Genomic DNA, 26,139 nt, shown 5'->3' with positions numbered 1-26,139 from the left:
CGGGCGTCAGCGCACCGCCTTCGTCGCCGCGGAGGAGACCTTGGCGACCAGCTTCTCCATCGGCCCCTGGCCGTACCAGCGGCGCCACACCCGAGCGAACAGGATGCTGCCGACGACGAAAAGGATCGCGTTGAGCGCGGTGTATTCCGGATCGCCGCCCCAGAGCAGCTGCATGACGACGAGATGCCCGATGTAGCACGTCAACGACAGGGCCCCCACCGCAGCCAGCGGTCGCAGCACCTTGCCGGCGACCGGTTGCAGCATCAGTGCCACACCGATCACGACCAGAGCCAACCCCACACTGCCACCCCCGTCGAACGGAGTGCCGCTGTGCGCGCTCGAGAGCAACAGCCACGCGGGCTCGTCGGTCGGTGGGGTGCCGTGCACCTTGAACAGCGTGAGCTGCAGGTACGTCTCGACCGGAATACCCTCCGCGTCGGCGTGCGCCTGCAGGACGCCGTAGATCTTGTCCGCACCGCCGAAGGCGTTCAGCGCGAGCCACGACGAGCCGTACGAAACGACGGCCAGCCCCGCACCGACAGCGGTCACGACCTTGGCCACCCGAGGCGACGTAAGATCCAGGCGGCCGAGCGCCATGCCTGCGAAGACGTACCCGATCCAGATGAACGTCGGGAACACCCCGGTCAGCATCAAGGTCGTGAGGAAGTCGAACGCCCCCGCGAAGGACGTCAACTGCTCCGCCCCGAGGTCTTGGAGCGGGGTCTCGACGAGCGTCTTCGGGAAGTAGGCGCGCCGGATCAGCCACGACACGATCGGCGCGCCGACGATCGTCACGCCGGCCGCGATCGCCAGGCTTCGCGCGCCCCACCGCAGGAACGGCAGGGACAGCAGGAAGAACCCGCCGTAATAGGTGAGGATGACCCACACCGGGACGACGAACACGATGTTCATCACCACGCCCAGCGCGAGCATCAGGACCGCCCGGGTGCCGATGCGGACGGACGCCTTCCGCCATCCACCGCCGCCCGCGGAGACCGCACCACGGGACATCATCGCGATGGAGATCCCGGCGAGCACGGCGAAGAGCACCGCCGCCCTGCCGTGGAACGGCAGGAAGGCCCACGAATGCGGATGGTCGTAGTCCGTCGGGCCGACGTGGGCCGCGAACATTCCCAGGATCGCGATCGCCCTGGCGACGTCGATACCGACGAGTCGGGCGGTGCTGTCGACGGTGCCGTCCGAGTTCCCGCGCTCGTGCTTCGCCTCACCCGGTGCGGTGTCACCGGAGTCCGCTGCCGCTGCGGTTCCGAGTCGGGTCGAAGTCATGGTCCTTCCCGGGAGGTCGTCTCGCCGTAGCGAGGCCCGAATAGCCGTCCGGGCGGGAAGGCCCACATCGACGATCCCGTCCCGCCGCCCACGGCGGTGCGACGTTGTCCCCGGCTCCCCACGAAGACCACCCACATGGCCGAACAGAAGGAGCCTGGAACCGTTCTACCAGGAACGCACCGCTTGCCATGCGATCGGTACACCGCGACCGAAGTGGCGAGATGCCTGATTCGGGCGCTCGTGTCACTACCGTTCCCGTCGCCCAGGGTAGCGGCGCGACGTCCGAAAACGCTTTCGCGACCCGGCCGAAGCAGTGAGTCGATCCCGATTCGGGAGAGCAGGCACCGCCGGTCTCTTCTGCACCTTCGATTCGCATATCCGCTGGAGACGTTCCTCACGTCGCAGCACGGCGAAGCACCAAGCGACGGCGCACAACCGCTCGAACCGCAGTCCGCGCGAGCCACAGTCCGGATCACCGCCCCAGTTCCCAGGTGACCTCTTAGAGCCTGTTCCTAATCTTGGGTGAGGCGTTTGCTGGTGGTGTGGATCATGGCCCAGCGGACGATGGCTTCGTGGTGTTGGGGTAGGCGTTCGTAGTCGCGTACGCAGCGGCGGTGCTGGTTGATCCAGGCGAGGCTGCGTTCGACGACCCATCTGCGGTGTAGGACGACGAAGCCGACTTGGCCTGCGAGTTTGGCGACGATGTCGATGCTGATCCCGAACAGGGTTCTGGCCCAGTCGATCAGGGTGCCGGTGTAGCCGGAGTCGGCCCACAGGTGCCGCACGCTCGGGCAGAGGTAACGCAGCCGTGTGAGGAGGTGCCGGGCGGCGACGCGGTCTTGGACGCCGGCGCCGGTGACCAGCACGCAGATCAGCAGGCCAGCGGTATCCACAGCGATGTGGCGTTTACGGCCGTTGATCTTCTTTCCCGCGTCGAACCCGCGGGTACCGGCACCGACGGTCTCGGCGGCTTTGACCGAGGCCGAGTCGATGATGCCCGCGCTCGGAGCGGCGTGACGACCTTCGGTCAGCCGTGCTCGGTCTCGCAGAGCGTCAAGCAGGTCCTGGGTGGCTTCCTGCCGTTCCCAGTCGGCGAAGTGGTTGTACACAGTGGACCACGGCGGGAAATCCGCTGGCAGGGCGCGCCATTTGATCCCGTTGTCGACCACGTACAGAATCGCGTCGACGATCTCGCGGCGGCAGTGCTTGGCCCGGCGGCCACCCCGACCGGCCAGCCACCCCGGCGTCGGCAGTAACGGCTCGATCACAGCCCACTGAGCATCGGTCATATCCGACGGGTAGCGCTGCGACCTACACGAAGGACGGTGCGTGGTAGCCAACAGGCAACACTCACGACCCCGCACGCCAGGTATCGACAGGCTCAGGCACGATGGCACCCGGGACTCCTCGGTAGAGCGACTGATTAGACACCACTCGATCTACCAGGAGTCCCTCTCCTTCCCCGCAGCGCCCCATCAGCCCAAGATCAGTTCAGGAACAGGCTCTTACACACGCACGAACGGCTACGGGGCGACACTCCGGAGAGCGCCGCCCCGTAGCCGCAGAACCCGAGCAAAGCCCTCACGGGTTGCAGTCAGGAGACCACAGCTGTCAGAAGAGGAGGGCGCCCACCGGGAACGAGCCCGTCAACAAGCCGATGATCGCCACCGTCAGGAGCAGCGCACCGATGGCGGCTGTCGTCAGGAGCGAGAGCAGGACGAGATACACCAGTGCTTTGAGCGGCTTCGGCAGCCGTTCGACGGTCGACCAATCCGGCAGCGCGACGTGCGTTTCCTTGCCAATACCCGGTGCAGACATTGTCCTCACTCCCCTGATCTCTCTACCCCGACAATCGACACCACCGCTCGCGGGGAACTCGCGGTGACGGTCCCTTCATTCTTCACACACGAGGTGCGGTCCGTTCGGCGGGACGACCGGGACGGAAAGCCTCACTCAGCTGAGCAATGCTTGGGACCTGTGGATCGGCTGGGAGGGGGCGTACCTTCCCAGTGATCGAGTGAAGGTTCTCAAGCATGACCGGCGTTGCAGCGCTGGTCGGGAAGGTACGACCCATGCTTAGCGTAGTCCCTGATCCCACTTCTGGTAATGATGGCTCGACACAGGGCTCGTCGCCCTCGTCGTTGCTGGATGAGATTGCTCGTGAGGGTGCTCGGCGGATGTTGGCTGAGGCTCTGCAGGCCGAGGTGGATGCCTATATCTCCCAGCACTCCGGAGAGCGTGACGAGCACGGTCACCGGCTGGTGGTGCGCAACGGCTCGCACCAACCGCGTGAGGTGCTGACCAGCTCCGGTGCTGTCGAGGTCACCGCCCCGCGGGTCAATGACAAGCGCATCGACCCCGACACTGGCGAGCGCAAGCGGTTCTCCTCGGCGATCCTGCCGCCGTGGGCCCGCAAGTCACCCAAGATCACCGAGGTGTTGCCGCTGCTGTACCTGCACGGCCTCTCGTCCGGGGATTTCGTGCCCGCGCTGGGACAGTTCCTCGGCTCGACCAAGGGCCTGTCGTCGACGGTGATCACGAAGCTCACCGAGCAGTGGAAGGCCGAACAACGAGCCTTCGCCGCACGCGATCTGTCCGCAGTGGACTACGTGTATGTGTGGGCCGACGGCATTCACGTCAACATCCGCCTCGACGAGCACAAACTCTGCCTGCTGGTGCTCATCGGTGTCCGCGCCGACGGCCGCAAGGAACTCATCACGCTGGCCGATGGCTACCGCGAGTCCACCGAGTCCTGGGCCGATGTGCTGCGCGATTGCGCCCGCCGCGGCATGCGCGCCCCGACCCTGGCCATCGGCGACGGGGCCCTCGGGTTCTGGGGCGCACTGCGCGAGGTCTTCCCGACCACGGCCGAGCAGCGGTGCTGGTTCCACAAGACCGGCAACGTGCTGGCCGCCCTGCCGAAATCCGCCCAACCCGGCGCGAAAAAGGCCCTGGCCGAGATCTGGAACGCCGAGGACAAACACCACGCGCGTGAGGCCGTGACCGCCTTCGAGACCACCTACGGCGCGAAGTTTCCCAAGGCCGTCGCCAAGCTCACCGACGACCTCGACGAGCTACTCGCGTTCTTCGACTACCCGGCCGAACACTGGCAACACCTGCGCACCACCAACCCGATCGAGTCGACCTTCGCGACCGTGCGGCATCGAACGAAGGTCACCAAGGGACCCGGCTCGCGGGCTGCCGGGCTGGCCATGGCATTCAAGCTCATCGAATCCGCCCAAACCCGCTGGCGCGCGATCAACGCACCCCACCTCGTGGCCCTCGTCCGCGCCGGCGCCCGCTTCACAGCCGGCCAACTCATCGAACGCCCCGACGACCACGCCCCACCCTCAGCAGCCTAAACAAACTTCATCCACAGGTATTGACAATTGCTCCACTCAGCTCCCGGATGGGCCGCTGACGTGCGAAGACAGTCGCGCCGGACGGTTCGAGACGCACGAGCTGCATCGGCGATCGCAGCAGGATCGTTACGGCACTCGAACCGAACCGACATCTTCTTCACTCGGACCGGCTACCCGGCGCGAGAATCCCCAGAAAAGCGAAAGTACTAAAATCGAATACGGAGCGAGTTCCAGATTCTGAACCCGCTCCGTTGGCTCCTCCGACTGGACTCGAACCAGTAACCCTTCGGTTAACAGCCGAATGCTCTGCCATTGAGCTACGGAGGAATGTTGTCATCGGACTGTGCTCGCTCCGACAGTGACCACTGTAGCGCATGCTCGCCATCCGGTTCACATGCCCCCTGCGCCTGTAAGGAGTCGCAGGTCACAGCCGTGACTCAGTCCGGACGCCGAGCGAGGACGAACGTGCGGGCGAACGGGAACCACGTCCGGCCGTCCGGTCGGGCCGGGTACGCCGAGCGCAGCCTCGGGGCGAGGGTGGCCTGAAAACGGTCCCACTCGACGTCGGAGAAGACGGCCCGTACCGGCCGCAGTGCCGTGCCGCTCATCCAGTTCAGGACCGGATCCGGCCCGTCGAGCAGATGGAGATACGTCGTGCGCCACGCGTCCACCTCGCAACCCTCGTCGAGCAGGGCGTCGGCGTACTCGTCGACGGACGCGACCGGTGAGCACTCGCGCAACGCGGCCGCGACCTGCTCCGGCCACGGGGATTCCGTGGCCAGCTCGTAGGCGAGAGTGTGCGACGGAGCGTCGAAGTTGTCCGGCACCTGCAACGCGAACCATGCCCCGGCGGGCAGGCTGCGCATCCACTTCCGCAGCAGCTCCACGTGGTCGGGCACCCACTGCAGGACCGCGTTGCAGAGCACGACGTCGGTGTCCGGTTGCGGCATCCAGTCGCGCACGTCCTGGACTCGCGCGTCCACCCCGCGCTCGCGGGCCGCGGCGACCATCTCCTCCGACGAGTCGCTCGCCTCGATCGTCGCCCGCGGCCACCGCCGCGACAGCAGTTCGGTCAGGTTTCCGGCGCCGCACCCCAGATCCACCGCACGCCGGACCTCGCTCGCGCCCACTCGTGCCAGCAGGTCTTGCGCCGGTCGGCTCCGATGGTCACTGAACGCCAGATACCGTTCCGCATCCCACACGAGACCGCCTCCTCAAAAACAGTACGGCCGTACTGTATCAGCGCGATCAGTCCGGGCGCTTCGCTCGGCGAAGCTGGCTCGCGATCGAGGCGGCGAAGGCGCGCAACGCCTCGCGGTCAGTCCCCGGATCGGCGCGCACCTGAAGCACGATTCCGTCGCGGCCGGGGACCTTGCGCTGCACGAACCACGCGCCCCCTCCCGCGAGTTCGCGGTGATGCGAGGACTTGATCGAGGACGTCACCCGTTCCTGCACGCTCTGCGGGAACTTCCCCGGGGAGCTCAGCGAGAACCGCCGCGCCGCGCGGTCGGCCAGCAACACCGCACCCTCCGCCTCGTCGACCTCGTCCGCCTCGATCACCACGAACGACCCCGCGTTCCAGGTCGCCTTGCTCACCAGATGCCAGCCCACCCGGCGGTGCCCACCGGACTCCGGAAGCCACAGGCCGTGGTTCGTGGCGACCAGCGAGCCCGCGTCCGACTCGCCCGCCGCCAACACGAGCTCCTGGTCGTCGAGAGCGCCGGTGAAATCCCCGGGCAGCGCGGCCATCCCGGTCAACCGTGCCACCACACGCCGCACGAGGTTCATTCCAGACCCGCCATCGCCTGCTCGGTCAACGCCTTGCGGTACTGCTCCAGGGCCACCAGGTCACCGAACAACGCGTGGTACTCGTCCGCGTCCTCCAACGGCGACAAGCGCTGCACCCGGGACTTGATGTCGGCGATCTGCCGCGCGACCAGGTTCTCCTGCAACCGCGCTATGATCCCGCTTACGTAGCGGTGATCCTCCTCGTACTTCGTGTCCAGCGTCTCCACGGCCAACTGAGTCACGAGGCTGCGCCCCACCTGGTCCTCGCAGCTTCGCGAGACCGCCTCGAGCAGGTTCGAACCCGCCAGACCCGAAGTCGTCCCGCCTGCCGCCAGTATCGACCGGTGCACGCCGACGTACGCAGGCTCGGTGAACGCCTCCTCCGGTAGCGAGTCGTACAGCGGGCCTGCCAGGGCGGGCGCTTGCAATGCCGCCTTGAGGACCTCCCGCTGAGACCAGCGCGGATCGTGCCGGGGCGGACGCGCAGGCAACTCGACCTCGACCCCGAGCGATTCCTGATTCGGGGAGGTGCGCGACTGCCTGCGTCGCTTCGACGGCGTCCCCGCTCCCGCCGACTCGCGCACCCGGCGAACCACCTGGTTCTCGTCGTTCCAGCCCGCCCACCAGGCCAGTTTCGCCGCGTAGCCGTCACGTTTCGCCGGATCCTTGATCTGCGCCACCAGCGGCACCGTGCGCTGCAGCGCCGCCACCCGGCCGTCGACCGAGTCGAGGTCGTAGTCCTTGAGCAGGCTGCGCATCGCGAACTCGAACAGCGGGCGCCGCCGTGCCACCAGGTCCCGCACCGCCGAGTCGCCCTTCTCCTGGCGCAGCTCGCACGGGTCGAGGCCGTCCGGCGTGATCGCGACGTAGGTCTGGGTCGCGAACTGCTGCTCGCCGTCGAACGCCTTGAGTGCCGCCTTCTGCCCGGCCTCGTCACCGTCGAAGGTGAAGATGACCTCGCCGCGGAAGGCGTCGTCGTCCATCATCAGCCGGCGCAACACCGCGATGTGGTCGTCGCCGAACGCGGTTCCGCACGAGGCGATCGCCGTCGGCACTCCCGCGAGGTGCATCGCCATCACGTCGGTGTAGCCCTCGACCACCACCGCTTGCCGACGCTTCGCGATCTCCTTCTTCGCCCGGTCGATGCCGAACAGGACCTGCGACTTGTTGAACAGCGGCGTCGCCGAAGTGTTGACGTACTTGGCCTCGATCGGATCGTCGTCGAAGACCCGGCGCGCACCGAAACCGATCACGTCGCCGGCGAGGTCCTTCAACGGCCACAACAGCCGCCGGTGGAAACGGTCGATCGGACCTCGGCGGCCCTCCTTCGACAAGCCGCACTTGATCAACTCGTCGAGCTCGAAACCCTTGCGCACCAAGATGGTCGTGAGGGTGTCCCAGCCCGCGGGCGCGAAACCGCACCCGAAGGACACGGCCGCGTCCTCGCCGAAACCGCGCGAGGCCAAGAACTCGCGGGCCTGCAACGCCTCCGGAGACCGCAGCTGCTCCTGATAGAACTCGGCGGCGACCCGATGCGCCTCCACCATCCGGGCACGGGAGCCGCGATCCCGCTTCGGGCTGGGCGTGCCGCCCTCGTACTGCAGCTGGACGCCGACCCGGTCCGCGAGTCGTTCCACGGACTCCACGAAGCCCAGGTGTTCGGTCTTCATCAGGAACGCGATGACGTCGCCGCCCTCGCCGCACCCGAAGCAATGGAACGTGCCGTGGCTGGGACGCACGTTGAACGACGGTGTCTTCTCGTCGTGGAACGGGCACAGACCCTTCAACGCGCCGCCACCCGCGCGGCGCAACGCCACGTACTCGCCGACGACATCGTCGATCCGGTTGCGTTCCCGCACCTGCGCGATGTCGCTTTCCCGGATCAGCCCTGCCACGGCGCACAGTCTAGGCGTCGCGCCAGGCACCCGAACGAACCCGTACCCGGACTACGACGATGGTGCACAATCGGTTCGTGTCCAGTGACCGGTTCGTGTCCAGTGACGACGCGCTCGCCGCCGACTTCGACTCCCATCGCGGACACCTCATCGGTATCGCCTACCGGCTGACCGGACGCCTCCAGGACGCGGAGGACGCCGTCCAGGAAGCGTGGCTGCGACTGGCCGCACTCGACGCCGACGCCCGTGGCAGGATCCGCGACCTCGCGGCGTGGCTGACCACCGTCGTCGGCCGGATCTGCCTCGACCGGATGCGCTCCGCTGCGCATCGGCGCGAACAGTACGTCGGGCCGTGGTTGCCAGAGCCGCTCGTCACCCCCGCCGACGGGACCCCGGACCCGCTCGACGAGGTCGTTCAGCGCGACGACGTGCGGATGGCCGCCGTGCGAGTGTTGCACGAACTCACTCCGGACCAACGGCTCGCGTTCGTCCTGCACGACGGCTTCGACGTGCCGTTCGACGAGATCGCCGACGTCCTCGGCGTCACGGTCGCCGCCGCCCGCCAGCACGCCTCGCGCGGGCGCAAGCGGATCGGCGACGAGCCACCGGCCAGGACGGAGTTGCCGGAGCAGCAGCGCCTGCTGGAGGAGTTCCTCGCCGCGATCGGATCCGGCGATCTCGGCTCCCTCACCGAGATTCTGCATCCCGAGGTGACGCTCTACGGTGACAGCGGCGGCAAGGCGCGGACGGCTCGGCGTCCCATCGTCGGCGTGGACAAGGTCGGTCGGTTCATCCTGGGCATCATCGACATGTACGGCACCGAGAGGACGCTCGACGCGGCGCGACCGGCGTTGGTCAACGGCGATGTCGGCTTCGTGCTGCCCGCACCATCCTCCGACCTCGACCGCAGCGGCAAGATCCATCCTCGCGTGTTCACCGCATCGGTCCGGGAGGGCCGGATCACCGAGATCTTCGACGTCGTCAATCCCGACAAGCTCACCCACGTCACCCTCTGATCGAGGTGAACGGCACCCTCGCCTCGTCACGTGAGGCGAAAGTGCCGTTCACCTCACAAGGCCACTGGCGCGAACGGCACCCTCGCCTCGTCACGTGGGGCGAAAGTGCCGTTCACCTCACAAGGCCACTGGCGCGAACGGCACTTTCGCCTCGTCTGGTGGGGCGAAAGTGCCGTTCACCTCGTTGGCGGTCAGGGCGTCGGGACGCGGCAGGCCTCGCCGGAGGTGAAGCCCTGGTCGGTGATGCCGAGGGCGTGGTTGAAGCGTGTCCGTGAGTTCTCCAGCCCGATCATGTACGTCAGCTCCACCATCGCCTTGTGCCCGAGCCGTCTGTCGAGTTCGGCCACCTGCTCGTCGGTGACCCGCATCGGCTGTTCGGTCATCGCGTCGGCATAGGCGATCACGAGACGGTCCAGCTCGGAGAAGGACGGCGAGGTCTCGTAGTCGTCGATGTGCCGTAGTCGTTCGATGTCGAGACCCTGGTTGCGCTGCAACATCGTGCCGAAGTCGACACACCACGAACAGCCGATCCTCGTCGACACCCGGTAGACGGCGAGCTCCCGAACGCTGGCCGGCAGTGCGCGAGCCGCGACGTGGACAGCCGCCTCCGAGACCGACATCCCGAGCAGCAGCCCCGTGTGGTGTGCGGTCACGCCGGCCGGTTCGAGGACGGCTCCGTACTGGCGTTTGATCGCCTTGTAGAAGAGTCGGGTGAACCACCCTGCCTGCCGGGTGGTCAACTCAGGAATGCGTGGCATGAGTGCGCTCCGTCGTCCGCGGCCCGCCGGTTGCGGGCTCTCGAACACCTGACGGGCCGGCCCGGCCGAATGTGACAGCGGCACGAGCGGACTTCAGCTCGGGTCGACGACCCGCGCCACGAAGTACAGCGCCCCGGTGTCGCGGTGGCGCACCAGGAACAGGAACGGCCGGTCGATCCGGACCGTGCGCGGCTCGGTCGTGTCGACCGAGGTCAGCCGCATCATCACCGCGGTGGCCGCGGCACCCTCGAGACCGGCTTCGTCGATGCGCAGCACCGACTGGTGCATCACCGACGACACCTTCAACGGCTCACTGGTCAACGGGGTGAAGTCCGCGGCCGGGGTGAACATCCGCTCGACACCCAGGGTGCTCAGCGACCGTTCGAGTTCGGCTTCGCCCGTCGCCTCGAACTTCGGCAGCCACAGGTCCAGCTTGCGCGGCGACCGTGCCGCGAGGAGCTGTTCGAGTCGCCGCGGCGTGAGCTGCGGTTCGGCGGTGGTCAGGTCGTCGTCGGGCAGCAGGACGACGGCCTCGACACCGCCGGCGGCCGGCACCGTCGCGATCTGCCAACCGTCCTGGTGCGCGTAGCCGCTGCGCCGCTCGGCGCGCATCGTCGGCACCTCACGACGGCCGCTCGGGGAGTCGAACGGTTGCGGACCGGTGTTGTCCTCGGTGAACGCCTCGGCCCACGAGACCTTGAGGTACAGGGCGTTGACCAGGGCCGCCACCGTCTCGGCATCGACGGTGCCCTCGGGCAGCAGCTCCGGGATCAGGTGGCGAGTCGTCTCGGCGACGTCGGCGTTGATCGTCCGGCGAGCGCGGTCCGGGTCGGCTCGGAACGGTGCGTGCCGCACGACGTTGCCCGGCCAGTCGGCGAGCGTCTTCAGGTACGACTCCTCGACAGGCAGGTCCTCGTGCGTCCACAGGGTGTTCGCCACTGCCAGCTCGGGCCCGTCGTCCCGCTCGGAGTGACCGAGCCTCGCGGCGCCGTCGAGGGTCTCGAGCAGGCCCGCGAGGTCGTCGTCCTCGCGGAGTCGCAGTGCGGCGGCGAGCTCACGCCGGGTGTCACCACCGGCAGCGGCCGCCGCGAGACCGAGCGCGCTCGCCACGGAGTACGGCGACCAGCAGAAGCCACGGTCGCCCGCAGGCGCCAGAGCGTGATGCAGGGACAGGCTGAAGTGCAGGTGTTCGCTCACGGTCGCGCTCCCGGTGGAGTTCTCGCTCTCGGTCGCCCGGAGGATCCAGGCCCGGTACCGAGTCTGCCAGCCCGGTGGCGCGAAGACGATCAGCGCAGCGATTCCTCGACGTCCGAAAGACCCATGAGCCGCAGCTCCTGGGCGATGTACTCGGCGGCGCGCTGCGCTTCGGGGTCGCGCCAGCGCAGGTCGTTCACCCAGTCCGCGAGGTTGTCGGTGTTCACGTAGGGCTCGCCACTGGCGACGAGTTTCTGGATGTAGTGCCTGTTCGGCATCGGGGGTCTCCAACGCGGCACGGGGTCGTCGGGGGTTCGGCCGCTTGTCGCGGAGTGGGCCCGCGCCGGTCGGGGTTCCAGCCCGGGCTGCACTCTGAGTAAACATTGTGCCTGATCCACTGGTGATTTTGACCCCCGAACAGGTCACACTCACTCGGTTCAGGTACGCATGGTTACTTTGTGTCGGTGCCAAGCGACGGCCTGTGCGTCGGTCAGCGATGCGATCTGATCCACCACGACGCGCAATCGCTCCGCGTCGGATCCCCCGCGCCCCCACGCGAGCAGGAACACCGGATCCAGCGACTCGGGAGCACCGTCAAGGACCGCCTCGACCAGCTCCGCCACGAGCACCCGCTGTCGCTCCTGCATCCGCAACCGCTCCGGGTCGCTGAGCACGTACCGCACCGCCACCGCCTTGAGCACCGCCACCTCCGCCGCGACCTGCTCCGGCACGACCAGATCCGCGGCGTACCGGGTCAACGGCCCGGCGCCGTGGACCGACCTGGTTTCCGAGACCGCCGCCGAGGCGAACCGACCCACCAACTCGCTGGTCATGTTCTTCAAAGCGACCTGGGCGGCCAGCGACCCGTCGAAGTCCGTCACGACCGCCAGCGCCGGCAACCGCACCAACCGGGCGGTGGCTTCCTCCAACAAGCTCGTCGCGTCGTCGGCGCCGTGCCAGAAGTGCTTCGCCGCCATCCGCACGATCTCCGCGCGTTCCTCCCGGCCGGCCAGCGAACGCAGCGAGATCCGGCCCGAGAGCACCCCGTCCTCCACGTCGTGCACCGAATACGCGACGTCGTCGGCCCAGTCCATGATCTGTGCCTCGAGGCAGCGCCTGCCCGGTGGCGCGCCACGACGCATCCACTCGAACACACCGAGGTCGTCCTCGTAGGCGCCGAACTTGGCGACCCCCGGCTCCTTCGGCCACGGGTACTTCGTCGTCGCGTCCAAGCACGCACGGGTGAGGTTCAACCCGTGCGCCGCGCCGTCGCCATCGACGAGCTTCGGCTCCAGCCGCGTCAGGATGCGCAACGTCTGCGCGTTGCCCTCGAACCCGCCGCATTCACCCGCGAGGTCGTTGAGCGCGCGCTCCCCGTTGTGCCCGAACGGCGGATGACCGATGTCGTGTGCGAGTCCCGCCATGTCCACCGCATCCGGATCCGCACCCACGTTCTCGGCGATCCCGCGCCCGATCTGGGCGACCTCCAGCGAATGCGTGAGCCGCGTGCGCGGCACGTCACCCTCGCCCGGGCCCATGACCTGTGTCTTCCCGGCGAGCCTGCGCAGTGCCGCCGAATGCAGCACGCGCGCTCTGTCCCGCGCGAACGGCGATCTCGCCGAGGACTCGGCACCAGGCAAAGCGGCGCCCTTCGGCTGCTCGGGCAGCAGCCGTGCGGTGTCCTCGTCGCGGTATCCCGGCAACCCGTGATCGTCGGTGGTCATCGCCGCAAGCCTACGGTCCACCGACGACAACTCGCGTCCGCCGGAGCGCGCGGGTCAGCTGCCCTCTCGGGCGCTGCCGACCGTCCTTGCACCATGTACGCAGCCGGACCACCCGCGGGTTCTCAGCGCCCTCCTCGCGAGGAGGGCGAGTTCGCCGCGTAGGTCGCTACTCAAGAAATCGATCCCGCAGCGAGGAGGGCGCTGAGGTTCCGCCACCCGACCCATCAACGCAACCCCACGCACTCTCGTAGCTCAGCCGAGTCCGAAGCCGCTGACCTCGGCGGGCGCGTGAGTCAGCCGGTAGAACAGCAATCCCGCGGTCTCGCGAAGGACGTAATTGAACTGGATCTCGCGGGTCTGCACCATCGGCCCCGAACGGGTCGGCGACGCCCACGTCGTCAAGCCGACGTCGTTGGCCATCGTCCTCGCCCGTAGCGAGTGCCACGGATCACTGACGATCAACGCGGTCTCCCAACCGCGCCGGTCGGCCAAGCGATCCACCGCCCGGACGCTGCCGATCGTGTCGCTGCCGACGTCGACCGGGACGACGTTGCCCTCCGGAACGCCGTGCTCGACCAGCCACTTCTTCCCCGCCTGTGCCTCGGTGTACTCGTCGCCCTGCTGTCGGCCGCCGACGGTGACGACGTGGTCGACGAGCCCGTCCTGGTACAGCTCCAGAGCGTGGTCCAGCCGCGCCTCGAGCACCTCCGAGGGCTCACCGTGATACTGCGCCGCGCCGAGGACGACGCCGATGTCGACAGGACGACGTTCGTCGGCGCGCGCGACCTGCCAGACCCGGAATCCGGTGCCGCCGACGACGAGCAGCAGCACGAGCAGGGCCCCGAACACAGCGCGGCGAACTGACCGCCCCGGCCGGGCGGTCAGTTGCTCAGCGGAACGGTATCGAGCCACACGCCCATGATTCCAGAACGCCGGCGGGCGCCCCTGTCGAGACCCCCGATCGGAGCCTCGCGGCACCCCTTTCACCTGCTCGGGGCCCCGGCAGGACGGTGCCGCATCAGCAGCCGAGCAGGCGGGTGGCCAGGTAGTCCTCGAGTTTGTCGATCGCGACCCGCTCCTGGGTCATGGTGTCGCGTTCGCGGACCGTGACCGCGTGGTCGTTGAGACTGTCGAAGTCGACGGTCACGCAGAACGGCGTGCCGATCTCGTCGTGCCGCCGGTACCGGCGCCCGATCGCGCCGGCGTCGTCGAAGTCGATGTTCCAGTTCTTGCGCAGCATCGCCGCGACGTCCTTGGCCTTCGGCGAGAGGTCGGCGTTGCGGGACAGCGGCAGCACCGCGACCTTGATCGGCGCGAGCCTGCGGTCCAGCTTGAGCACGACCCGCTTGTCGACGCCGCCCTTGGCGTTCGGCGCCTCCTCCTCGTGGTACGCGTCGACGAGGAACGCCATCATCGGCCTGCCTACACCGGCCGCGGGCTCGATGACGTACGGACGGTAGCGGGTGCCGCTGGCCTGGTCGAAGTACGACAGGTCCACGCCCGAGTGCTCGGAGTGGGTGGAGAGGTCGAAGTCGGTGCGATTGGCGACGCCCTCGAGTTCCCCCCATTCGCCGCCTGCGAAACCGAACTTGTACTCGATGTCCACGGTGCGTTTGGAGTAGTGCGAGAGCTTGTCCTGCGGGTGCTCGTAGTGGCGCAGGTTGTCCGGGGCGATGCCGAGGTCGGTGTACCAGCGGGTCCGCTCGTCGATCCAGTACTGGTGCCAGTTCTCGTCGTCGCCGGGCTGGACGAAGAACTCCATCTCCATCTGCTCGAACTCGCGGGTGCGGAAGATGAAGTTGCCTGGCGTGATCTCGTTGCGGAACGACTTGCCGATCTGGCCGATCCCGAACGGCGGCTTGGTGCGCGCCGTGGTCATCACGTTGAGGAAGTTGGTGAAGATGCCCTGCGCGGTCTCCGGCCGCAGGTAGTGCAGGCCCTCGTCCGACTCGATCGGGCCGAGATAGGTCTTGAGCAACCCGTTGAACAGGCGCGGCTCGGTGAACTGGCCGCGCACGCCGCAGTTCGGGCACGGCACCTGGGACGTGTCGTCCTCGGCGACGTCCTTGCCGGTGCGCTCGACGAACTCCTCCACGAGGTGGTCGGCGCGGAACCGGTTGTGGCAGTTCGTGCACTCCACCAACGGGTCGACGAACTCCTGGAGGTGGCCGGAGGCCTGCCAGACCTGGGTCGGCAGGATCACCGACGAATCGAGGCCCACCACGTCCTCGCGGCCCTGCACCACGGACTTCCACCACTGGCGTTTGAGGTTGTCCTTGAATTCGACACCGAGCGGACCGTAGTCCCACGCCGACCGGGTACCTCCGTAGATCTCCCCGCAGGGGTAGACGAAGCCACGTCGCTTGCAGAGGTTGACGATCGTGTCGATCTTGTCGGCGGGCACGGTCACTCCGGGAACGCTGGTCGGGTCAGGACGGGCCGACACCGCGATCCGGGCTGGTCACCGGGGCGCCGACCGAAAACCCAGGGTACTCAGCGACACCAACTCGTCGACGCACGGGGAGGCCGCGCGCGGATCAGCGCGGATCGGCGGGTCCGGCGGCCTCGCCGAGGCGGACGGTGCCCGCGTCTTTCGCGAGCAGACTGGTGTGCCGGTGCGTCGCGCCGCCCTCGGCCGTCAGCGCCGTCTCGTGCGCGGATTGCACGTCGACGCGGGCGCGGGAGAGCAGCGGGATCACGTGCTCGCGGACCTCGAACCCGGACAGCGCGCGCCGGTAGGCGACGACGGACTCGAACCGGATTGTGAGCACCCAGGTCGCCGGTTCCTCGATCGCCCGTGCCAGCTCCCCGCCGAGACACCCGTCGCGAGCGGTGAGCAGGGCGAGAGCGCGATCGGCGGAGTCGACGAACTCGTCGACCTCGGCCTCGGTCACGTCGAATCGGCACAGCAGCAGCACGCAGCCACTGTAGAACTCCGAGCCACTCCCGCCGCGCCGCACTCGCAGCCACCGGGAGCGAGGGACGGCACCCGTAGAATGAGACGGCGAACCACCCGTGCGGGGCTCGAAGGCTCGCCCACGGCTCACCCACGCCGGAGAGGAACCCATGCCCGCAGTCAGCCCGGACCGATCGAGTACGGACGAGAGCGCGCTGTCCGAGCAGACGCCCCCGAACGACCGGCCGCACCCCGACAGCGCCGAGACGCACGTGCATACACCGGGGCGGACGGCGCCCGCTCCCGCGCCCCAGCGCGATCCGCAGACCCTGGTCGCCGCCGGTGAGCTGTTGCGTGCACTGGCCGCCCCGGTGCGGATCGCGATCGTGCTCCAGCTCCGCTCGGACGCCTGCTGCGTGCACGAACTCGTCGAGGCGTTGGGCGTCACGCAGCCGCTGATCAGCCAGCACATGCGGGTATTGAAGTCCGCGGGCGTGGTCCAGGGTGAGCGCCACGGCCGCGAGGTCGTGTACCGCCTCGCCGACGAGCACCTCGCGCACATCGTCGTGGACGCGGTGCTGCACTCCGAGGAGACCACGCAGCCCGCCGACGGCGGTCTCCGCGTGGCCTCCGAACAGGACGGCACGCGCGGAACGGAGACCGTGTGACCGCCGGCGAACGCCCTGCGGCCTCGTTTCCCGGCCTCCGCAGCACCAAGCAACGCGCCGCCGTGTCGCGGTTGCTCAGCGAGGTCGACGACTTCCGGTCGGCGCAGGAGCTGCACGAACAGCTCCGACACCGCGGCGAAGGGATCGGCTTGACGACCGTCTACCGGACGCTGCAGACGCTGGTGGAGGCCGGGGAGATCGACGTGCTGCGCACCGATTCCGGCGAGGCCGTCTACCGGCTGTGCTCCACGCATCATCATCACCACCTGCTGTGCAGGCACTGCGGACGCACCGTGGAGGTCGACGACCCGCCCGTGGAGAACTGGGCCGAGAGCATCGCGGGTGAACACGGGTTCACCGACGTGCGGCACACCGTGGAGATCGTCGGCACCTGCCCGACCTGCGCGACGAGCTGAGCCGTCAGTACTCGTACGGATCCTGCGGCGGTGCGATGCGCCGTAGCTGGGTGATCTCCAGGGTCGGGACCTGACCGTTGGCCTCGGTCGCCGAGCCGGTGCGCAGTGTTCCGGTGACCTCGATCCACGTGTCGGCTGCGAGCGTGCTCGACCGTTTCGCCGCCGCTCCGGCGAGATCGACCCGGATCGGGGCGGCGTCGGCCGCACAGCAATTCACCCGGAGTCGCGCGAGCTGCGTCGGCCCCTCCTGCTCCGGGTGCACGACGAATCCCCGCAACCGGATCGGCCTGCCGTCGAGAGTGCCGCTGTCGTCCCACACGACCCGAGTCACGAACTCGGAGACGCTGAGCAGCGGCGCGTCCCCAGGCGGGAGTTCGGGGAACATCTCCGCCGAGCTCGGCCGGTCCGGCACCCGGCTCCCGTCGCCGGCTCGTGTCACCGCGTCCGCGCCGAGCGCGGGCGGGGCGACCAGGAAGATCGCGAACACGGGAAGCAGCAACATCCACGGGCTGCGCGTGCCGTGCTCCCGGCAGTCACCGGTGTCCGCGACACCACGCTGAGCTGCACGGATGTCGCGGAAGATCGCGAACAACGCCAACCCGACGGTCACCGCCGCCGCTGCGATCAGCCACGGCAGCAGGGACGGCTTCACGTAACGCACGTAGGTTCCGGTGAGCGCGATCTTGAGCACGGCGCCACCCAGCAGCAGGAGCAGCAGGTTCTGGGTCTCCCGGCGCATCAGGCGCCTCCGAGCACGAGCAGTCCGACACCGACCGAACAGGCGATCGCCACCAGGAAGGTCACCGGGGCGAATCGTGCGGCGAACGCGCGGCCGAAGGTGCCCGCTTGGAGCGCGATGAGCTTGACGTCCACGGCCGGTCCGACGACGAGGAAGACGAGCTTCGGCAGCAGCGGCAGGCCGGGCATGGCGGCGGCGACGAAGGCATCGGCCTCGCTGCAGAGCGCGAGGACCACCGCCAGCAACGCCATGACCACGATCGCGAGGACCAGCTGCCCTCCCAGGGAATGCATCCACTCGGCGGGCACGACGACACCGAAAACCGCTGACGCCAACGCCCCGAGCACGAGGAACCCGCTCGCCTCCACGAGATCGTGCCGAGCGCTCTCGGCGAAGGTCGCCCACCGCGACTCCCGCTCACGCGCCGCCACTCGACGCAGGGCACGCTCGGCGATCCACTCGGAGCTGCCGAACGTGAGCCACAGCCACCCCATCACACACGCCGTCAGCAGGGACGCCGCGAACCGTGCGAACACCATGGCGGGTTCGCCGGGGAACGCGACGGCAGTGGACACCAGCACGATGGGGTTGATCGCGGGAGCCGCGAGCAAGAACGCCAGAGCCGCCGCGGGAGCCACTCCCTGCTGCATCAGCCGCCGCGACACAGGAACCGATGCGCACTCGCAGCCGGGGAGCGCGAGCCCCGCGATACCGGCGGCCGGAACGGCCGCGCCACGGTTCGCGGGCAGCGTGCGTCGCAGCACGTGCGACGGCACGAACGCGGCGATGGCGCCGCTGACCAACGTGCCCAGCACGAGGAACGGCAGTGCCTGCACGCAGACGGCGACGAAGATCGTCGCCGCAGTGCGCACGGCGGGTGCGTCCAGTAGCGAAGCCCAGGTGTCCTGAAAGAGCACAGCGACGAGCAGCAGCACGCACAGCACTTCCAGCGAACCGACACCTCCACGCCGGGGCGGCGTTCGCCGTGCAACGGGCTCCGTGATCGTCACGGAAGCAGCCTGCCAGAACGACAATGGTTCCCGTTGCCGACTTGCCGAGGAGTCCCCTCACCGAGTGGCGCTGCGGAGAGGCACACCGGGCCGACTGGGTTCCCGCGTCCTTGCGGATGGAGCTGTCGTCACGTCATGTCAGCGGCGAAGCCGCTGCCTCTCCGCCACCCGACCCACCGAGCACAACCTTCCGCAAGGAGTTCCTACTCGGCCGGTGTGTCCACGTCCACGAGTTCACCCCTCAGTTGCGACGCCGTGGAGACCACGAGCATCAGCAACGTGCCCAGCGGCGGCGGGTCCATGCCCTCGGCGGGGAACGCGTAGCGCAAGGTCACGTCCATCCCGCGCTCGGTCCGCACCACACCCAGCGTGCCGAACAAGCCCTGACCTGCGCGTTCGGCGGCGGACTGGGCGAGCTTGTCGTCCTGCGGCAGGTCCCATGCGACCACGCACGTCAGGCTCAGCACCGTGAGCCCCTCGGCGAGCTGCATCGCCTGCACAGCACACGGAACCTCCGAGTGCCGGAACGTCAGCGCACCGTCGTCGTCGACACTGACCTCGTGATACGTCTCCAGCGCCTCTTTGGCTGCGGTCAACAGCTCCGCGGTACTCGCGGCCTCCTGAGTCATACGTTGCCCCCTCGGGCGGTATCGGTGACGGCGTCGCCGGACCCCGTGGTGCGGTCGACCGCGCCGCCGAAGCGTCGGTCACGGCGGGCATAGTCCTCGCACGCCTGCCACAGATGCGTCCGGTCGACGTCGGGGAACAGCGTGTCCTGGAACACGAACTCCGCGTAGGCCGACTGCCACAACAGGAAGTTCGAGGTCCTGCTCTCCCCCGACGGGCGGATGAACAGATCGACGTCGGGCATCTCGGGCTGGTAGAGGTGCCGCGCCACCGTCCGCTCGTCGACCCGGTCCGGGCTGATCCTGCCCGCGGCAGCCAACCGGGCGATCTCGCGGGCGGCGTCGCCCACCTCGGCACGGCCACCGTAATTCACGCACATCGACAGATTCAGGACTTCGTTCGACTTCGTGCGTTCCTGGGCCGACTGGAGCTGGTTGACGACGCTGCGCCAGAGCTTCGGCTTGCGTCCCGCCCACCGGATCCGCACACCCATGTCGTCGAGCTCGTCCACGCGGCGGGCGATGACGTCGCGGTTGAAGCCCATCAGGAACTTCACCTCGTCCGGGCTGCGTTTCCAGTTCTCGGTGGAGAACGCGTACAGCGACAGCCACTGCACCCCGATCTCGATCGCCCCGCGCGCGAGCTCGAGCACCACCGCCTCGCCGCGTTTGTGCCCCTCGATGCGGGGTAGGCCGCGTTCGTTGGCCCACCGCCCGTTGCCGTCCATCACGACTGCGACGTGCTTGGGCACCAGTTCCTGCGGCAGCTGCGGCGGGCGCGCGCCGGACGGGTGCGGGTCGGGGGCCTGCACGCTCTCGCTGTTCCTGCCCCGCCCACGGCGTCGCAGCATGGGTGAGTTCTCCTTCGTCGACTCCCGGCCGCCCACCATTGTCGCGGATCGGGGTCCGGCACCGGGCCGGAGGGCGACGGCAACGGCCTCGGACCCCCGCAGACCTGGTAGTCACCAGGACCCCAAAGCCGCGAGGCGCGAACCTGGGCGGCGGGTACCGGACCACCTACCCCAGATCCCCAATGCCTTCTCAGGCGGCCGAGCGCAGGTGCCTGCCGTAGCGCACCGCGGCGTGGTCGTCCGGCGGCAACCGGACCATCCCGGCCGCCTCGTAGAACGCCTGCGCACCGGTGTTGTCGTCCTGAACGCCGAGCTGCACGCCGGGCGAGCCGGCCCGTGCCAGCGCGGCGAACTCCGTCCGCAGGAGCGCGCGACCGGCACCGTGCCTGCGCGCTCCCGCGAGCAGGCTCATGTGCAGGTGCGACGGATGAACGGTGAGCCCCGACGGCAGCAACAGCCTCGGGTGATGCAGGTAGGCACGCAGCAGGCTGTCGGCCCGGGTGACGACGACGTGCGGCGTGTTCGGATGGCTCACGCAGAAGCGGGGCGCCCATTCCAACTGCCAGCGCGCGAAGAACTCCTCGCTGTCGAGCGCGGCGACGACGTAGCCGAGCACGATCCCGTCGACCTCGGCGACGAACGCGAGCTCCGGCTGCAACAACAGGTACGGGTCGAGGAACACGTGGGCCATCAGGTCCGGGTCGTCGAGGATGCCGCGTGCAGGCTCCCCGCCGTCACCGGTGCTCAGGCAGATCTCGCGCACGGCGGCGCGGTCACCGCGTCGATACGGTCGCACGATCACGACTGCTGCTCCTCGAGGTCGGCGGCGCGTTCCCGGATCAGATCCGGCACGACCCGCTCGACCAGCGGCAACGAGCGCAGCTGCCGCTCGAGGTGCCATTGCAGGTGTGCGGCGACGAGGCCGCTGGCCTCTCTGCGCACCGGCCGGGTGGTGGCCTCCGCCGCGTCCCAGTCGCCGTGCAGCAACGCTTCCAGCAAGGTCATGGTGTGCGGAGACGGACGCGCCGAACCGGCCGGACGGCACTCCGCGCACACGGCACCACCGGCAGGAACGTTGAACGCCGCGTGCGGCCCCGCGCAGGCACACCGCGCGCACTCCGAGAGCGCAGGCGCCCACCCCGCGTACGACATCGCGCGGAGCAGGAATGCGTCCAGCACCAATGAGGCGTCCCGCTCCCGCCCCGCCAACGCACGCAGGGCACCTGTGACGAGCAGATACATCCGCAGCACCGGCTCGCCCTCCTCGGCCGCGAGCCGGTCCGCCGTCTCCAGGACCGCACACGCCGAGGTGTAGCGCTGGTAGTCGTCGACGATGTGCACGCCGAACGCGTCGAGCGTCTGCACCTGGGTGATCACGTCGAGCGTGCGCCCGGTGTAGAGCTGGACGTCGACGTGGCAGAACGGTTCCAACCGTGCCCCGAACCGCGAGCTCGTGCGCCGCACGCCTTTCGCCACGGCACGGACCTTGCCGCCGCGGCGGGTCAGCATCGTGATGATCCGGTCGGCCTCACCGAGCTTCTGCACCCGAAGCACCACGGCCGTATCCCGGTAAAGACTCACGCCGCCATCGTCGCACTCCGACACGACGAGACGTCCGACACGGCGCAGGAATCGATCCGCACGTTCCCGGCACACGACGAGGCTCCAGCGGATACCGTCGCCGACGATCAACACCTGAGTCTTTGATCTTGTCCTGATGGCCGTCAGGCATGGTCTCGCATGCTCAGCATGAGCACTGGAGAGGAGCTCCGGCATTCCCGGGTCGTCTGCGTACGTACTGGTACTCGATGCGACCCCAACCACGAGCGGCAAGAGACCACCACAGCAGACGAGAGACAGCTTCTGAGAGGACGTCCATGACCCACCCGTACGGCCAGTACCCGGAACAGCAGCCGCAGCAGTACTACGGCTCGTTCCACCCGAACTCCTCCGGATTCCCGGCGCAGACGCCGTCGGCTCCGCACTACGGCCACCCGGGATACGGCCATCCTGGCTACCCGACGCCGGGTCGGACGAACCCACTGGCTGTGATCGCGCTCGTCCTTTCGCTGCTCCCACTCTGCGGTCTGTCCTGGATCGGAGCGATCGTCTGCGGGCACATCGCCCGCAAGCAGATTCGCGAGAAGGGCGAGCAGGGAGCCGGGATGGCGTTGGCAGGCCTCATCATCGGCTACGGGCTAGTCGGTCTGTGCGCGCTCTACGTCGTGGTCGGTGGCGTACTCGCGTTCATCGGCTCACAGAACTGACGTTCACCGATCACGTGATCCACGCCTCAGGGGGATCACGACTGCGATGCAACCAACTCGCGTTCGTAGGCGTCATACTCGAACCGAAACGATCACGAGGGGGAGCAGAGTGAACCAGCCACACACCGACGAAGCAGGACACGAGACGGCCGCCGCTCACCCGGCTGCCATGCCGCCACCGCAAGGCGGTCCGTATCCGTACTACCCGGTGTCGAAGCCGATGAACAACCTCGCGCTGGTCGCGCTGATCCTGTCGGTCAGCGGCATCGGGATCGGCGGCATCATCTGCGGGCACATCGCGCGCAAGCAGATCCGGGAGAATCCGCACCAGGACGGCGACACGCTCGCGCTCGCCGGACTCATCGTGGGCTACTGCGCGACGATCCTGGTCACCCTGCTCATCGCCGCCTACGTCGCCTTCATCATCTTCATGATCAACCACGCACCGACGGTCTGATCACGCCCGCAGCACCGTGAACGGCTCGAACGGCAGGTTGCGCACCACGCCCCAGGTGAGGAACGCGCCGAGCAGCACGTAACCGAGGACGCTGCCGAGTCTGCCTGCGGGCCAGTGGAATCTCGCCCGGCCGAGTTCGACCCGCGCCATCGCCACCAGCACCACCGCCACCAGCGGTAGCACCACGAGGACGGCGAACGCGTTGACGTCGAGCGCCCGGGCGAGGTCCGCCTGCAGCAACGCGCCCGCGACCCTGCTTCCCCCGCACAAGGGGCAGTCGAGCCCGGTGAGCAACTTCAGCGGACACGGCACCGGGATCACCCCACTGCCCAGCACCAGGCCGAACGCGCCGACACCGAGCACGAGCAGGCCGGTGCGGGGGATCCGCCGCACCGGGAACATCACTGCTCGGGTGAACACGCCGTCACCACTGTCGAGGCCCGCCGCGAGAGGGCTGCTGCGAGTACACGTCGCCGGAGGCCGCTCGCTTGCGTTCCTTTTTCGTCGGAGGCAGCGCGGTGCCTGTCTCGGCGGAGACCACCACGGAACTCATGATCCGGTCGGCCCACGTTTGCTTCTTCGGCTCCCACAGCGGCGCCAGATACCCGACGTTGCACGGGAGGCTGTCGAGGATGTGGCACAGGTTGCGGGCGAAGGCGGCACCGACCCCGAGCGGCAGGCCCGTCTCCTCCGACACGGTCTTGATCCGCACGATCTTCTGGCCGAAGGTCTGGCCGTAGACGCCGCGCCGGTACACGTGCGCCCAGAAGCCGAGAGCCAGGATGGCGAGCAGCCCGACGATGTACGACGCGAACAGCGTGGCTACCGCAGCGGACTCACCGCCCCCCAAGGCGACGACCAGCACGGTGACCCCGGCCCCCGCGCCCATCGCGACCAGCATCACGACAAGGGCGGCCCCCATCATGATGAGTGCGTCCAGCACCGAGCCACCGACCCGCGTCCCCCACTCCGACGGCACCCCTACGTGCGGCGGAACCGGCGTGGGCGCCTGCCCGTAACCCGGATGGCCGTATGCCTGGGCGTACGGGTCCGACGCGGGCATGGGCGCCGGGTAACCGCCCTGGCCGTACGGCATCTGCTGCGGCATCGGCCCCGAGCCCGGACCGTGCTGTGCCTGGTCGTACGGGTTCTGCCCGGACGGATCGCCGTAGGGATGATTCACGACTTCAACCTCGTCTCGTCCGACCTTGCTGGGGCGCCTCGCCGCTCAAGGGGCATTGTGGAACATGAGGCGTGCCCTAGCCCCACATGCACTCTCAGGAAGATTCTGCGACCGAACCACACTGTCGACCTACCGGACAGCGCACACGACTACCACTGTTGCGGGTAACCCGGCTGCGGCATCCCCGGGTAACCGCCGCCCGCTGCGGCCTCCTGCTGTTCCTTCTGCTCCCGCTTGGTGAGCGGCAACGGCGAACCCGTCTCGGCCGAGACCACGACCGTGGCCATGATCTTGTCCGCCCAGGTCTGCTTCTTCGGCTCCCACAAGGGCGCGAACCACCCGACGTAGCAGGCGAGCGTGTCCAGCACGTGGCACAACTGACGCAGGAAGGCGTTCCCCGCGCCGATCACCTGGCCGGTCTCCTCGCTGACCGTCTTGAGCTTCACGATCTTCTGCCCGAGCGTCTGACCGTAGACGCCACGCCGGTAGACGATGTTCCAGAACGCGAAGCCGAACGTGCCCGCGATCAGGATGATGAAAAAGGCGAGGCCCCCCACGACTCCCCCGACGCCCGGGTCCCCGAGGCCGACCAAGACCCCGAGAATCGCCCCCACGATCGCCCCGGCGAGCATCGCGACGATCTGAGCACCACTGACGATCAGCCCGTCGAGCAAATAGCCACCGAGCCGGGTGCCCCACTCGGCAGGGACGCCGACATGGGGCGGTACCGCGTCCGACGGCTGCCCGTAACCCTGCGGCGCGCCGTAACCGGACTGTCCGTACGGGTCCTGCCCGTACGGCGGCGCCGGCTGCGGGATCGGTCCCGAACCGGGGCCGTAGGGCTGCTGCGGGTTCGGGCCGGACGGCGGAGGGCCATACGGATAGCTCACGTCAACAAGTCCTTCATCGAGAATGCGCAGCGATCGGCACCGAGCGTCCCGGTCGCGCGTACGTTACCTACGACGGCCCCGAGCCCGGGGCCGTTCCGTTCGATCGGTGATCAGAATCCCAGTTTGCGGAGCTGACGCGGATCGCGCTGCCAGTCCTTCGTGACCTTCACGTGCAGGTCGAGATAGATCTTGCTGCCCAGCAACGCCTGAATGTGCTTGCGCGCGGTCGTCCCCACCTCGCGAAGGCGCTCACCGCCCCGGCCGATGACGATCGACTTCTGACTCTGCCGCTCGACGTGCACGACCGCGTGCACGTCGACGAGGTCGTCGCGGCCGTCCCGCGGCACCATCTCCTCGATGGTCACCGCCAGCGAATGCGGCAGTTCGTCGCGCACGCCCTCCAGCGCGGCCTCCCGAATCATCTCCGCGACCAGTGTCTCCTCCGGTTCGTCGGTGAGCTCACCGTCCGGGTACAGCTGCGGGCCTTCCGGAAGCTGGGAGACGAGCAGGTCGGCGAGGGTGTTCATCTGGTAGTCGTCGACCGCCGACACCGGCACCAGCTCGGCGAAGTCCATCAACTCCTGCAGCGCGAGCAACTGCTCGGCGACCTGCTGCTTGCCGACCAGGTCGGTCTTGGTGACCACCCCGACCACCGGCGTGCGGCGAGCCACCTTCGCCAACTGCTCGGCGATGTAGCGGTCCCCGGGGCCGACCTTCTGGTCCGCAGGCACGCAGAACCCGATGACGTCGACCTCGGACCACGTCTCGTGCACGAGATCGTTCAGCCGCTCGCCCAACAGCGTCCGCGGGCGATGCAGACCGGGCGTGTCGACGACGATCAACTGCGCGTCCTCGCGGTGCACGATGCCCCGGATGGCGTGCCGCGTCGTCTGCGGCTTGCTCGACGTGATCGCCACCTTCGAGCCGACGAGGTCGTTCATCAGCGTCGACTTGCCCGCGTTGGGCCGTCCGACGAAGCAGGCGAAACCGGAACGGTGCGCATCAGGAGTGCTGGTCACTGCCCCATTGTCCCCGCAGCCCTCGGGAAACCCGCACCGGGCTCCCCGCGCGGGAGGCTACGAATCAGAGTGCATTGGGGAACTGGCATGTGT

General features: G+C 68.4%; 29 protein-coding genes and 1 tRNA gene. 6 read left to right on the top strand and 24 right to left on the bottom strand.

Annotated elements, in window-relative coordinates:
* Positions 1 to 6: 6 nt before the first annotated feature.
* The 3 genes from GIY23_RS06940 to GIY23_RS06930 form a co-directional block, all read right to left on the bottom strand.
* Positions 7 to 1,287, bottom strand: a complete 1,281-nt coding sequence (locus GIY23_RS06940) for a DUF418 domain-containing protein (RefSeq protein WP_154075905.1) — start codon at positions 1,285 to 1,287, stop codon at positions 7 to 9.
* A 512-nt stretch (positions 1,288 to 1,799) separates the two neighbouring features.
* The gene (locus GIY23_RS06935; RefSeq protein WP_154075434.1) at positions 1,800 to 2,576 is read right to left on the bottom strand and encodes an IS5 family transposase; all 777 of its coding nucleotides are present in this window, start codon (positions 2,574 to 2,576) and stop codon (positions 1,800 to 1,802) included.
* Between the two features lie 322 nt (positions 2,577 to 2,898).
* On the bottom strand, positions 2,899 to 3,105 hold the full coding sequence (locus GIY23_RS06930; protein WP_154075904.1) for a hypothetical protein: 207 nt from the start codon (positions 3,103 to 3,105) through the stop codon (positions 2,899 to 2,901).
* A gap of 254 nt (positions 3,106 to 3,359) precedes the next feature.
* On the opposite strand from GIY23_RS06930, the gene GIY23_RS06925 reads away from it, so the two are divergent.
* The gene (locus GIY23_RS06925; RefSeq protein ID WP_154075433.1) at positions 3,360 to 4,649 is read left to right on the top strand and encodes an IS256 family transposase; all 1,290 of its coding nucleotides are present in this window, start codon (positions 3,360 to 3,362) and stop codon (positions 4,647 to 4,649) included.
* 252 nt (positions 4,650 to 4,901) lie between these two features.
* Here GIY23_RS06925 and GIY23_RS06920 read toward each other — a convergent pair.
* The 4 genes from GIY23_RS06920 to dnaG all read right to left on the bottom strand — a co-directional run bounded on the left by GIY23_RS06920 (position 4,902) and on the right by dnaG (position 8,332).
* A tRNA-Asn gene (locus tag GIY23_RS06920) sits at positions 4,902 to 4,976 on the bottom strand.
* Between the two features lie 110 nt (positions 4,977 to 5,086).
* A complete protein-coding gene (locus GIY23_RS06915) occupies positions 5,087 to 5,851 on the bottom strand; it encodes a trans-aconitate 2-methyltransferase (protein WP_154075903.1) in 765 nt (254 codons plus the stop codon).
* 46 nt (positions 5,852 to 5,897) lie between these two features.
* On the bottom strand, positions 5,898 to 6,437 hold the full coding sequence (locus GIY23_RS06910) for a hypothetical protein (protein WP_154075902.1): 540 nt from the start codon (positions 6,435 to 6,437) through the stop codon (positions 5,898 to 5,900).
* Complete coding sequence (gene dnaG / locus GIY23_RS06905; protein ID WP_154075901.1) at positions 6,434 to 8,332, bottom strand: DNA primase; 1,899 nt, start codon at positions 8,330 to 8,332, stop codon at positions 6,434 to 6,436. The genes GIY23_RS06910 and dnaG overlap by 4 nt, the downstream gene beginning before the upstream one ends.
* Before the next feature lie 77 nt (positions 8,333 to 8,409).
* On the opposite strand from dnaG, the gene GIY23_RS06900 reads away from it, so the two are divergent.
* The gene (locus tag GIY23_RS06900) at positions 8,410 to 9,348 is read left to right on the top strand and encodes a sigma-70 family RNA polymerase sigma factor (protein ID WP_228717582.1); all 939 of its coding nucleotides are present in this window, start codon (positions 8,410 to 8,412) and stop codon (positions 9,346 to 9,348) included.
* Positions 9,349 to 9,539: 191 nt separating this feature from the next.
* On the opposite strand, the gene GIY23_RS06895 is transcribed toward GIY23_RS06900, so the two are convergent.
* The 7 genes from GIY23_RS06895 to GIY23_RS06865 form a co-directional block, all read right to left on the bottom strand.
* Positions 9,540 to 10,106, bottom strand: a complete 567-nt coding sequence (locus tag GIY23_RS06895) for a carboxymuconolactone decarboxylase family protein (RefSeq protein ID WP_154075899.1) — start codon at positions 10,104 to 10,106, stop codon at positions 9,540 to 9,542.
* 93 nt (positions 10,107 to 10,199) lie between these two features.
* Entirely contained in the window at positions 10,200 to 11,303 is a 1,104-nt protein-coding gene (locus tag GIY23_RS06890) for a serpin family protein (RefSeq protein ID WP_154075898.1), read from the bottom strand.
* A gap of 89 nt (positions 11,304 to 11,392) precedes the next feature.
* Positions 11,393 to 11,578: a hypothetical protein gene (locus GIY23_RS06885; RefSeq protein ID WP_154075897.1), complete on the bottom strand. Its 186-nt coding sequence runs from the start codon at positions 11,576 to 11,578 to the stop codon at positions 11,393 to 11,395.
* A 159-nt stretch (positions 11,579 to 11,737) separates the two neighbouring features.
* The gene (locus GIY23_RS06880) at positions 11,738 to 13,024 is read right to left on the bottom strand and encodes a deoxyguanosinetriphosphate triphosphohydrolase (protein ID WP_154075896.1); all 1,287 of its coding nucleotides are present in this window, start codon (positions 13,022 to 13,024) and stop codon (positions 11,738 to 11,740) included.
* Positions 13,025 to 13,276: 252 nt separating this feature from the next.
* On the bottom strand, positions 13,277 to 13,936 hold the full coding sequence (locus GIY23_RS06875; protein WP_228717581.1) for a YdcF family protein: 660 nt from the start codon (positions 13,934 to 13,936) through the stop codon (positions 13,277 to 13,279).
* A gap of 106 nt (positions 13,937 to 14,042) precedes the next feature.
* The gene (locus GIY23_RS06870; protein ID WP_154078666.1) at positions 14,043 to 15,428 is read right to left on the bottom strand and encodes a glycine--tRNA ligase; all 1,386 of its coding nucleotides are present in this window, start codon (positions 15,426 to 15,428) and stop codon (positions 14,043 to 14,045) included.
* Positions 15,429 to 15,561: 133 nt separating this feature from the next.
* Positions 15,562 to 15,942 (bottom strand): antibiotic biosynthesis monooxygenase family protein, encoded by a 381-nt coding sequence (locus GIY23_RS06865; RefSeq protein WP_187352053.1) that lies wholly within the window; start codon positions 15,940 to 15,942, stop codon positions 15,562 to 15,564.
* A 148-nt stretch (positions 15,943 to 16,090) separates the two neighbouring features.
* Here GIY23_RS06865 and GIY23_RS06860 point away from each other — a divergent pair, with 148 nt between their 5' ends.
* On the top strand, positions 16,091 to 16,588 hold the full coding sequence (locus tag GIY23_RS06860; RefSeq protein ID WP_154075894.1) for an ArsR/SmtB family transcription factor: 498 nt from the start codon (positions 16,091 to 16,093) through the stop codon (positions 16,586 to 16,588).
* Complete coding sequence (locus GIY23_RS06855; protein WP_154075893.1) at positions 16,585 to 17,004, top strand: Fur family transcriptional regulator; 420 nt, start codon at positions 16,585 to 16,587, stop codon at positions 17,002 to 17,004. Before GIY23_RS06860 ends, GIY23_RS06855 begins: the two co-directional genes overlap by 4 nt.
* 4 nt (positions 17,005 to 17,008) lie before the next feature.
* Here the strand turns inward: GIY23_RS06855 and GIY23_RS06850 are convergent, their stop codons facing one another.
* The 6 genes from GIY23_RS06850 to recO all read right to left on the bottom strand — a co-directional run bounded on the left by GIY23_RS06850 (position 17,009) and on the right by recO (position 21,811).
* Complete coding sequence (locus tag GIY23_RS06850; RefSeq protein WP_154075892.1) at positions 17,009 to 17,743, bottom strand: TIGR03943 family putative permease subunit; 735 nt, start codon at positions 17,741 to 17,743, stop codon at positions 17,009 to 17,011.
* Entirely contained in the window at positions 17,743 to 18,753 is a 1,011-nt protein-coding gene (locus GIY23_RS06845) for a permease (RefSeq protein WP_154075891.1), read from the bottom strand. The genes GIY23_RS06850 and GIY23_RS06845 overlap by 1 nt, the downstream gene beginning before the upstream one ends.
* 203 nt (positions 18,754 to 18,956) lie before the next feature.
* Positions 18,957 to 19,382 (bottom strand): hypothetical protein, encoded by a 426-nt coding sequence (locus GIY23_RS06840; protein WP_154075890.1) that lies wholly within the window; start codon positions 19,380 to 19,382, stop codon positions 18,957 to 18,959.
* Entirely contained in the window at positions 19,379 to 20,230 is an 852-nt protein-coding gene (locus GIY23_RS06835; protein ID WP_154075889.1) for an isoprenyl transferase, read from the bottom strand. The genes GIY23_RS06840 and GIY23_RS06835 overlap by 4 nt, the downstream gene beginning before the upstream one ends.
* 190 nt (positions 20,231 to 20,420) lie before the next feature.
* A complete protein-coding gene (locus GIY23_RS06830) occupies positions 20,421 to 21,032 on the bottom strand; it encodes a GNAT family N-acetyltransferase (protein WP_228717580.1) in 612 nt (203 codons plus the stop codon).
* Complete coding sequence (gene recO, locus GIY23_RS06825) at positions 21,029 to 21,811, bottom strand: DNA repair protein RecO (RefSeq protein ID WP_154075888.1); 783 nt, start codon at positions 21,809 to 21,811, stop codon at positions 21,029 to 21,031. The genes GIY23_RS06830 and recO overlap by 4 nt, the downstream gene beginning before the upstream one ends.
* Before the next feature lie 296 nt (positions 21,812 to 22,107).
* On the opposite strand from recO, the gene GIY23_RS06820 reads away from it, so the two are divergent.
* Positions 22,108 to 22,497, top strand: a complete 390-nt coding sequence (locus GIY23_RS06820; RefSeq protein WP_222850253.1) for a DUF4190 domain-containing protein — start codon at positions 22,108 to 22,110, stop codon at positions 22,495 to 22,497.
* A 109-nt stretch (positions 22,498 to 22,606) separates the two neighbouring features.
* Entirely contained in the window at positions 22,607 to 22,954 is a 348-nt protein-coding gene (locus GIY23_RS06815) for a DUF4190 domain-containing protein (protein WP_187352052.1), read from the top strand.
* Here the strand turns inward: GIY23_RS06815 and GIY23_RS06810 are convergent, their stop codons facing one another.
* The 4 genes from GIY23_RS06810 to era form a co-directional block, all read right to left on the bottom strand.
* Positions 22,955 to 23,374 (bottom strand): DUF2752 domain-containing protein, encoded by a 420-nt coding sequence (locus GIY23_RS06810; protein ID WP_228717579.1) that lies wholly within the window; start codon positions 23,372 to 23,374, stop codon positions 22,955 to 22,957.
* Between the two features lie 4 nt (positions 23,375 to 23,378).
* On the bottom strand, positions 23,379 to 24,137 hold the full coding sequence (locus GIY23_RS06805) for an RDD family protein (RefSeq protein ID WP_154075885.1): 759 nt from the start codon (positions 24,135 to 24,137) through the stop codon (positions 23,379 to 23,381).
* A 149-nt stretch (positions 24,138 to 24,286) separates the two neighbouring features.
* Positions 24,287 to 25,027, bottom strand: a complete 741-nt coding sequence (locus tag GIY23_RS06800; protein ID WP_154075884.1) for an RDD family protein — start codon at positions 25,025 to 25,027, stop codon at positions 24,287 to 24,289.
* Positions 25,028 to 25,137: 110 nt separating this feature from the next.
* Positions 25,138 to 26,046 (bottom strand): GTPase Era, encoded by a 909-nt coding sequence (gene era / locus GIY23_RS06795; RefSeq protein ID WP_154075883.1) that lies wholly within the window; start codon positions 26,044 to 26,046, stop codon positions 25,138 to 25,140.
* Between the last annotated feature and the right edge of the window lie 93 nt (positions 26,047 to 26,139).

Origin of the sequence: Allosaccharopolyspora coralli (assembly GCF_009664835.1) — a bacterium.
In the GTDB taxonomy this organism is placed as follows: Bacteria; Actinomycetota; Actinomycetes; order Mycobacteriales; family Pseudonocardiaceae; genus Allosaccharopolyspora; species Allosaccharopolyspora coralli.
This window is presented reverse-complemented; position numbering and strand designations above follow the sequence as displayed.

Excerpts from the sequence above, each read along its gene's own strand:
- GIY23_RS06940 (WP_154075905.1), bottom strand. The coding sequence starts at position 1,287 with ATGACTTCGACCCGACTCGGAACCGCAGCGGCAGCGGACTCCGGTGAC.
- GIY23_RS06935 (WP_154075434.1), bottom strand. The coding sequence starts at position 2,576 with ATGACCGATGCTCAGTGGGCTGTGATCGAGCCGTTACTGCCGACGCCG.
- GIY23_RS06930 (WP_154075904.1), bottom strand. The coding sequence starts at position 3,105 with ATGTCTGCACCGGGTATTGGCAAGGAAACGCACGTCGCGCTGCCGGAT.
- GIY23_RS06925 (WP_154075433.1), top strand. The coding sequence starts at position 3,360 with ATGCTTAGCGTAGTCCCTGATCCCACTTCTGGTAATGATGGCTCGACA.
- GIY23_RS06910 (WP_154075902.1), bottom strand. The coding sequence starts at position 6,437 with ATGAACCTCGTGCGGCGTGTGGTGGCACGGTTGACCGGGATGGCCGCG.
- GIY23_RS06895 (WP_154075899.1), bottom strand. The coding sequence starts at position 10,106 with ATGCCACGCATTCCTGAGTTGACCACCCGGCAGGCAGGGTGGTTCACC.
- GIY23_RS06885 (WP_154075897.1), bottom strand. The coding sequence starts at position 11,578 with ATGCCGAACAGGCACTACATCCAGAAACTCGTCGCCAGTGGCGAGCCC.
- GIY23_RS06880 (WP_154075896.1), bottom strand. The coding sequence starts at position 13,024 with ATGACCACCGACGATCACGGGTTGCCGGGATACCGCGACGAGGACACC.
- GIY23_RS06860 (WP_154075894.1), top strand. The coding sequence starts at position 16,091 with ATGCCCGCAGTCAGCCCGGACCGATCGAGTACGGACGAGAGCGCGCTG.
- GIY23_RS06850 (WP_154075892.1), bottom strand. The coding sequence starts at position 17,743 with ATGCGCCGGGAGACCCAGAACCTGCTGCTCCTGCTGCTGGGTGGCGCC.
- GIY23_RS06840 (WP_154075890.1), bottom strand. The coding sequence starts at position 19,382 with ATGACTCAGGAGGCCGCGAGTACCGCGGAGCTGTTGACCGCAGCCAAA.
- GIY23_RS06835 (WP_154075889.1), bottom strand. The coding sequence starts at position 20,230 with ATGCTGCGACGCCGTGGGCGGGGCAGGAACAGCGAGAGCGTGCAGGCC.
- GIY23_RS06820 (WP_222850253.1), top strand. The coding sequence starts at position 22,108 with ATGACCCACCCGTACGGCCAGTACCCGGAACAGCAGCCGCAGCAGTAC.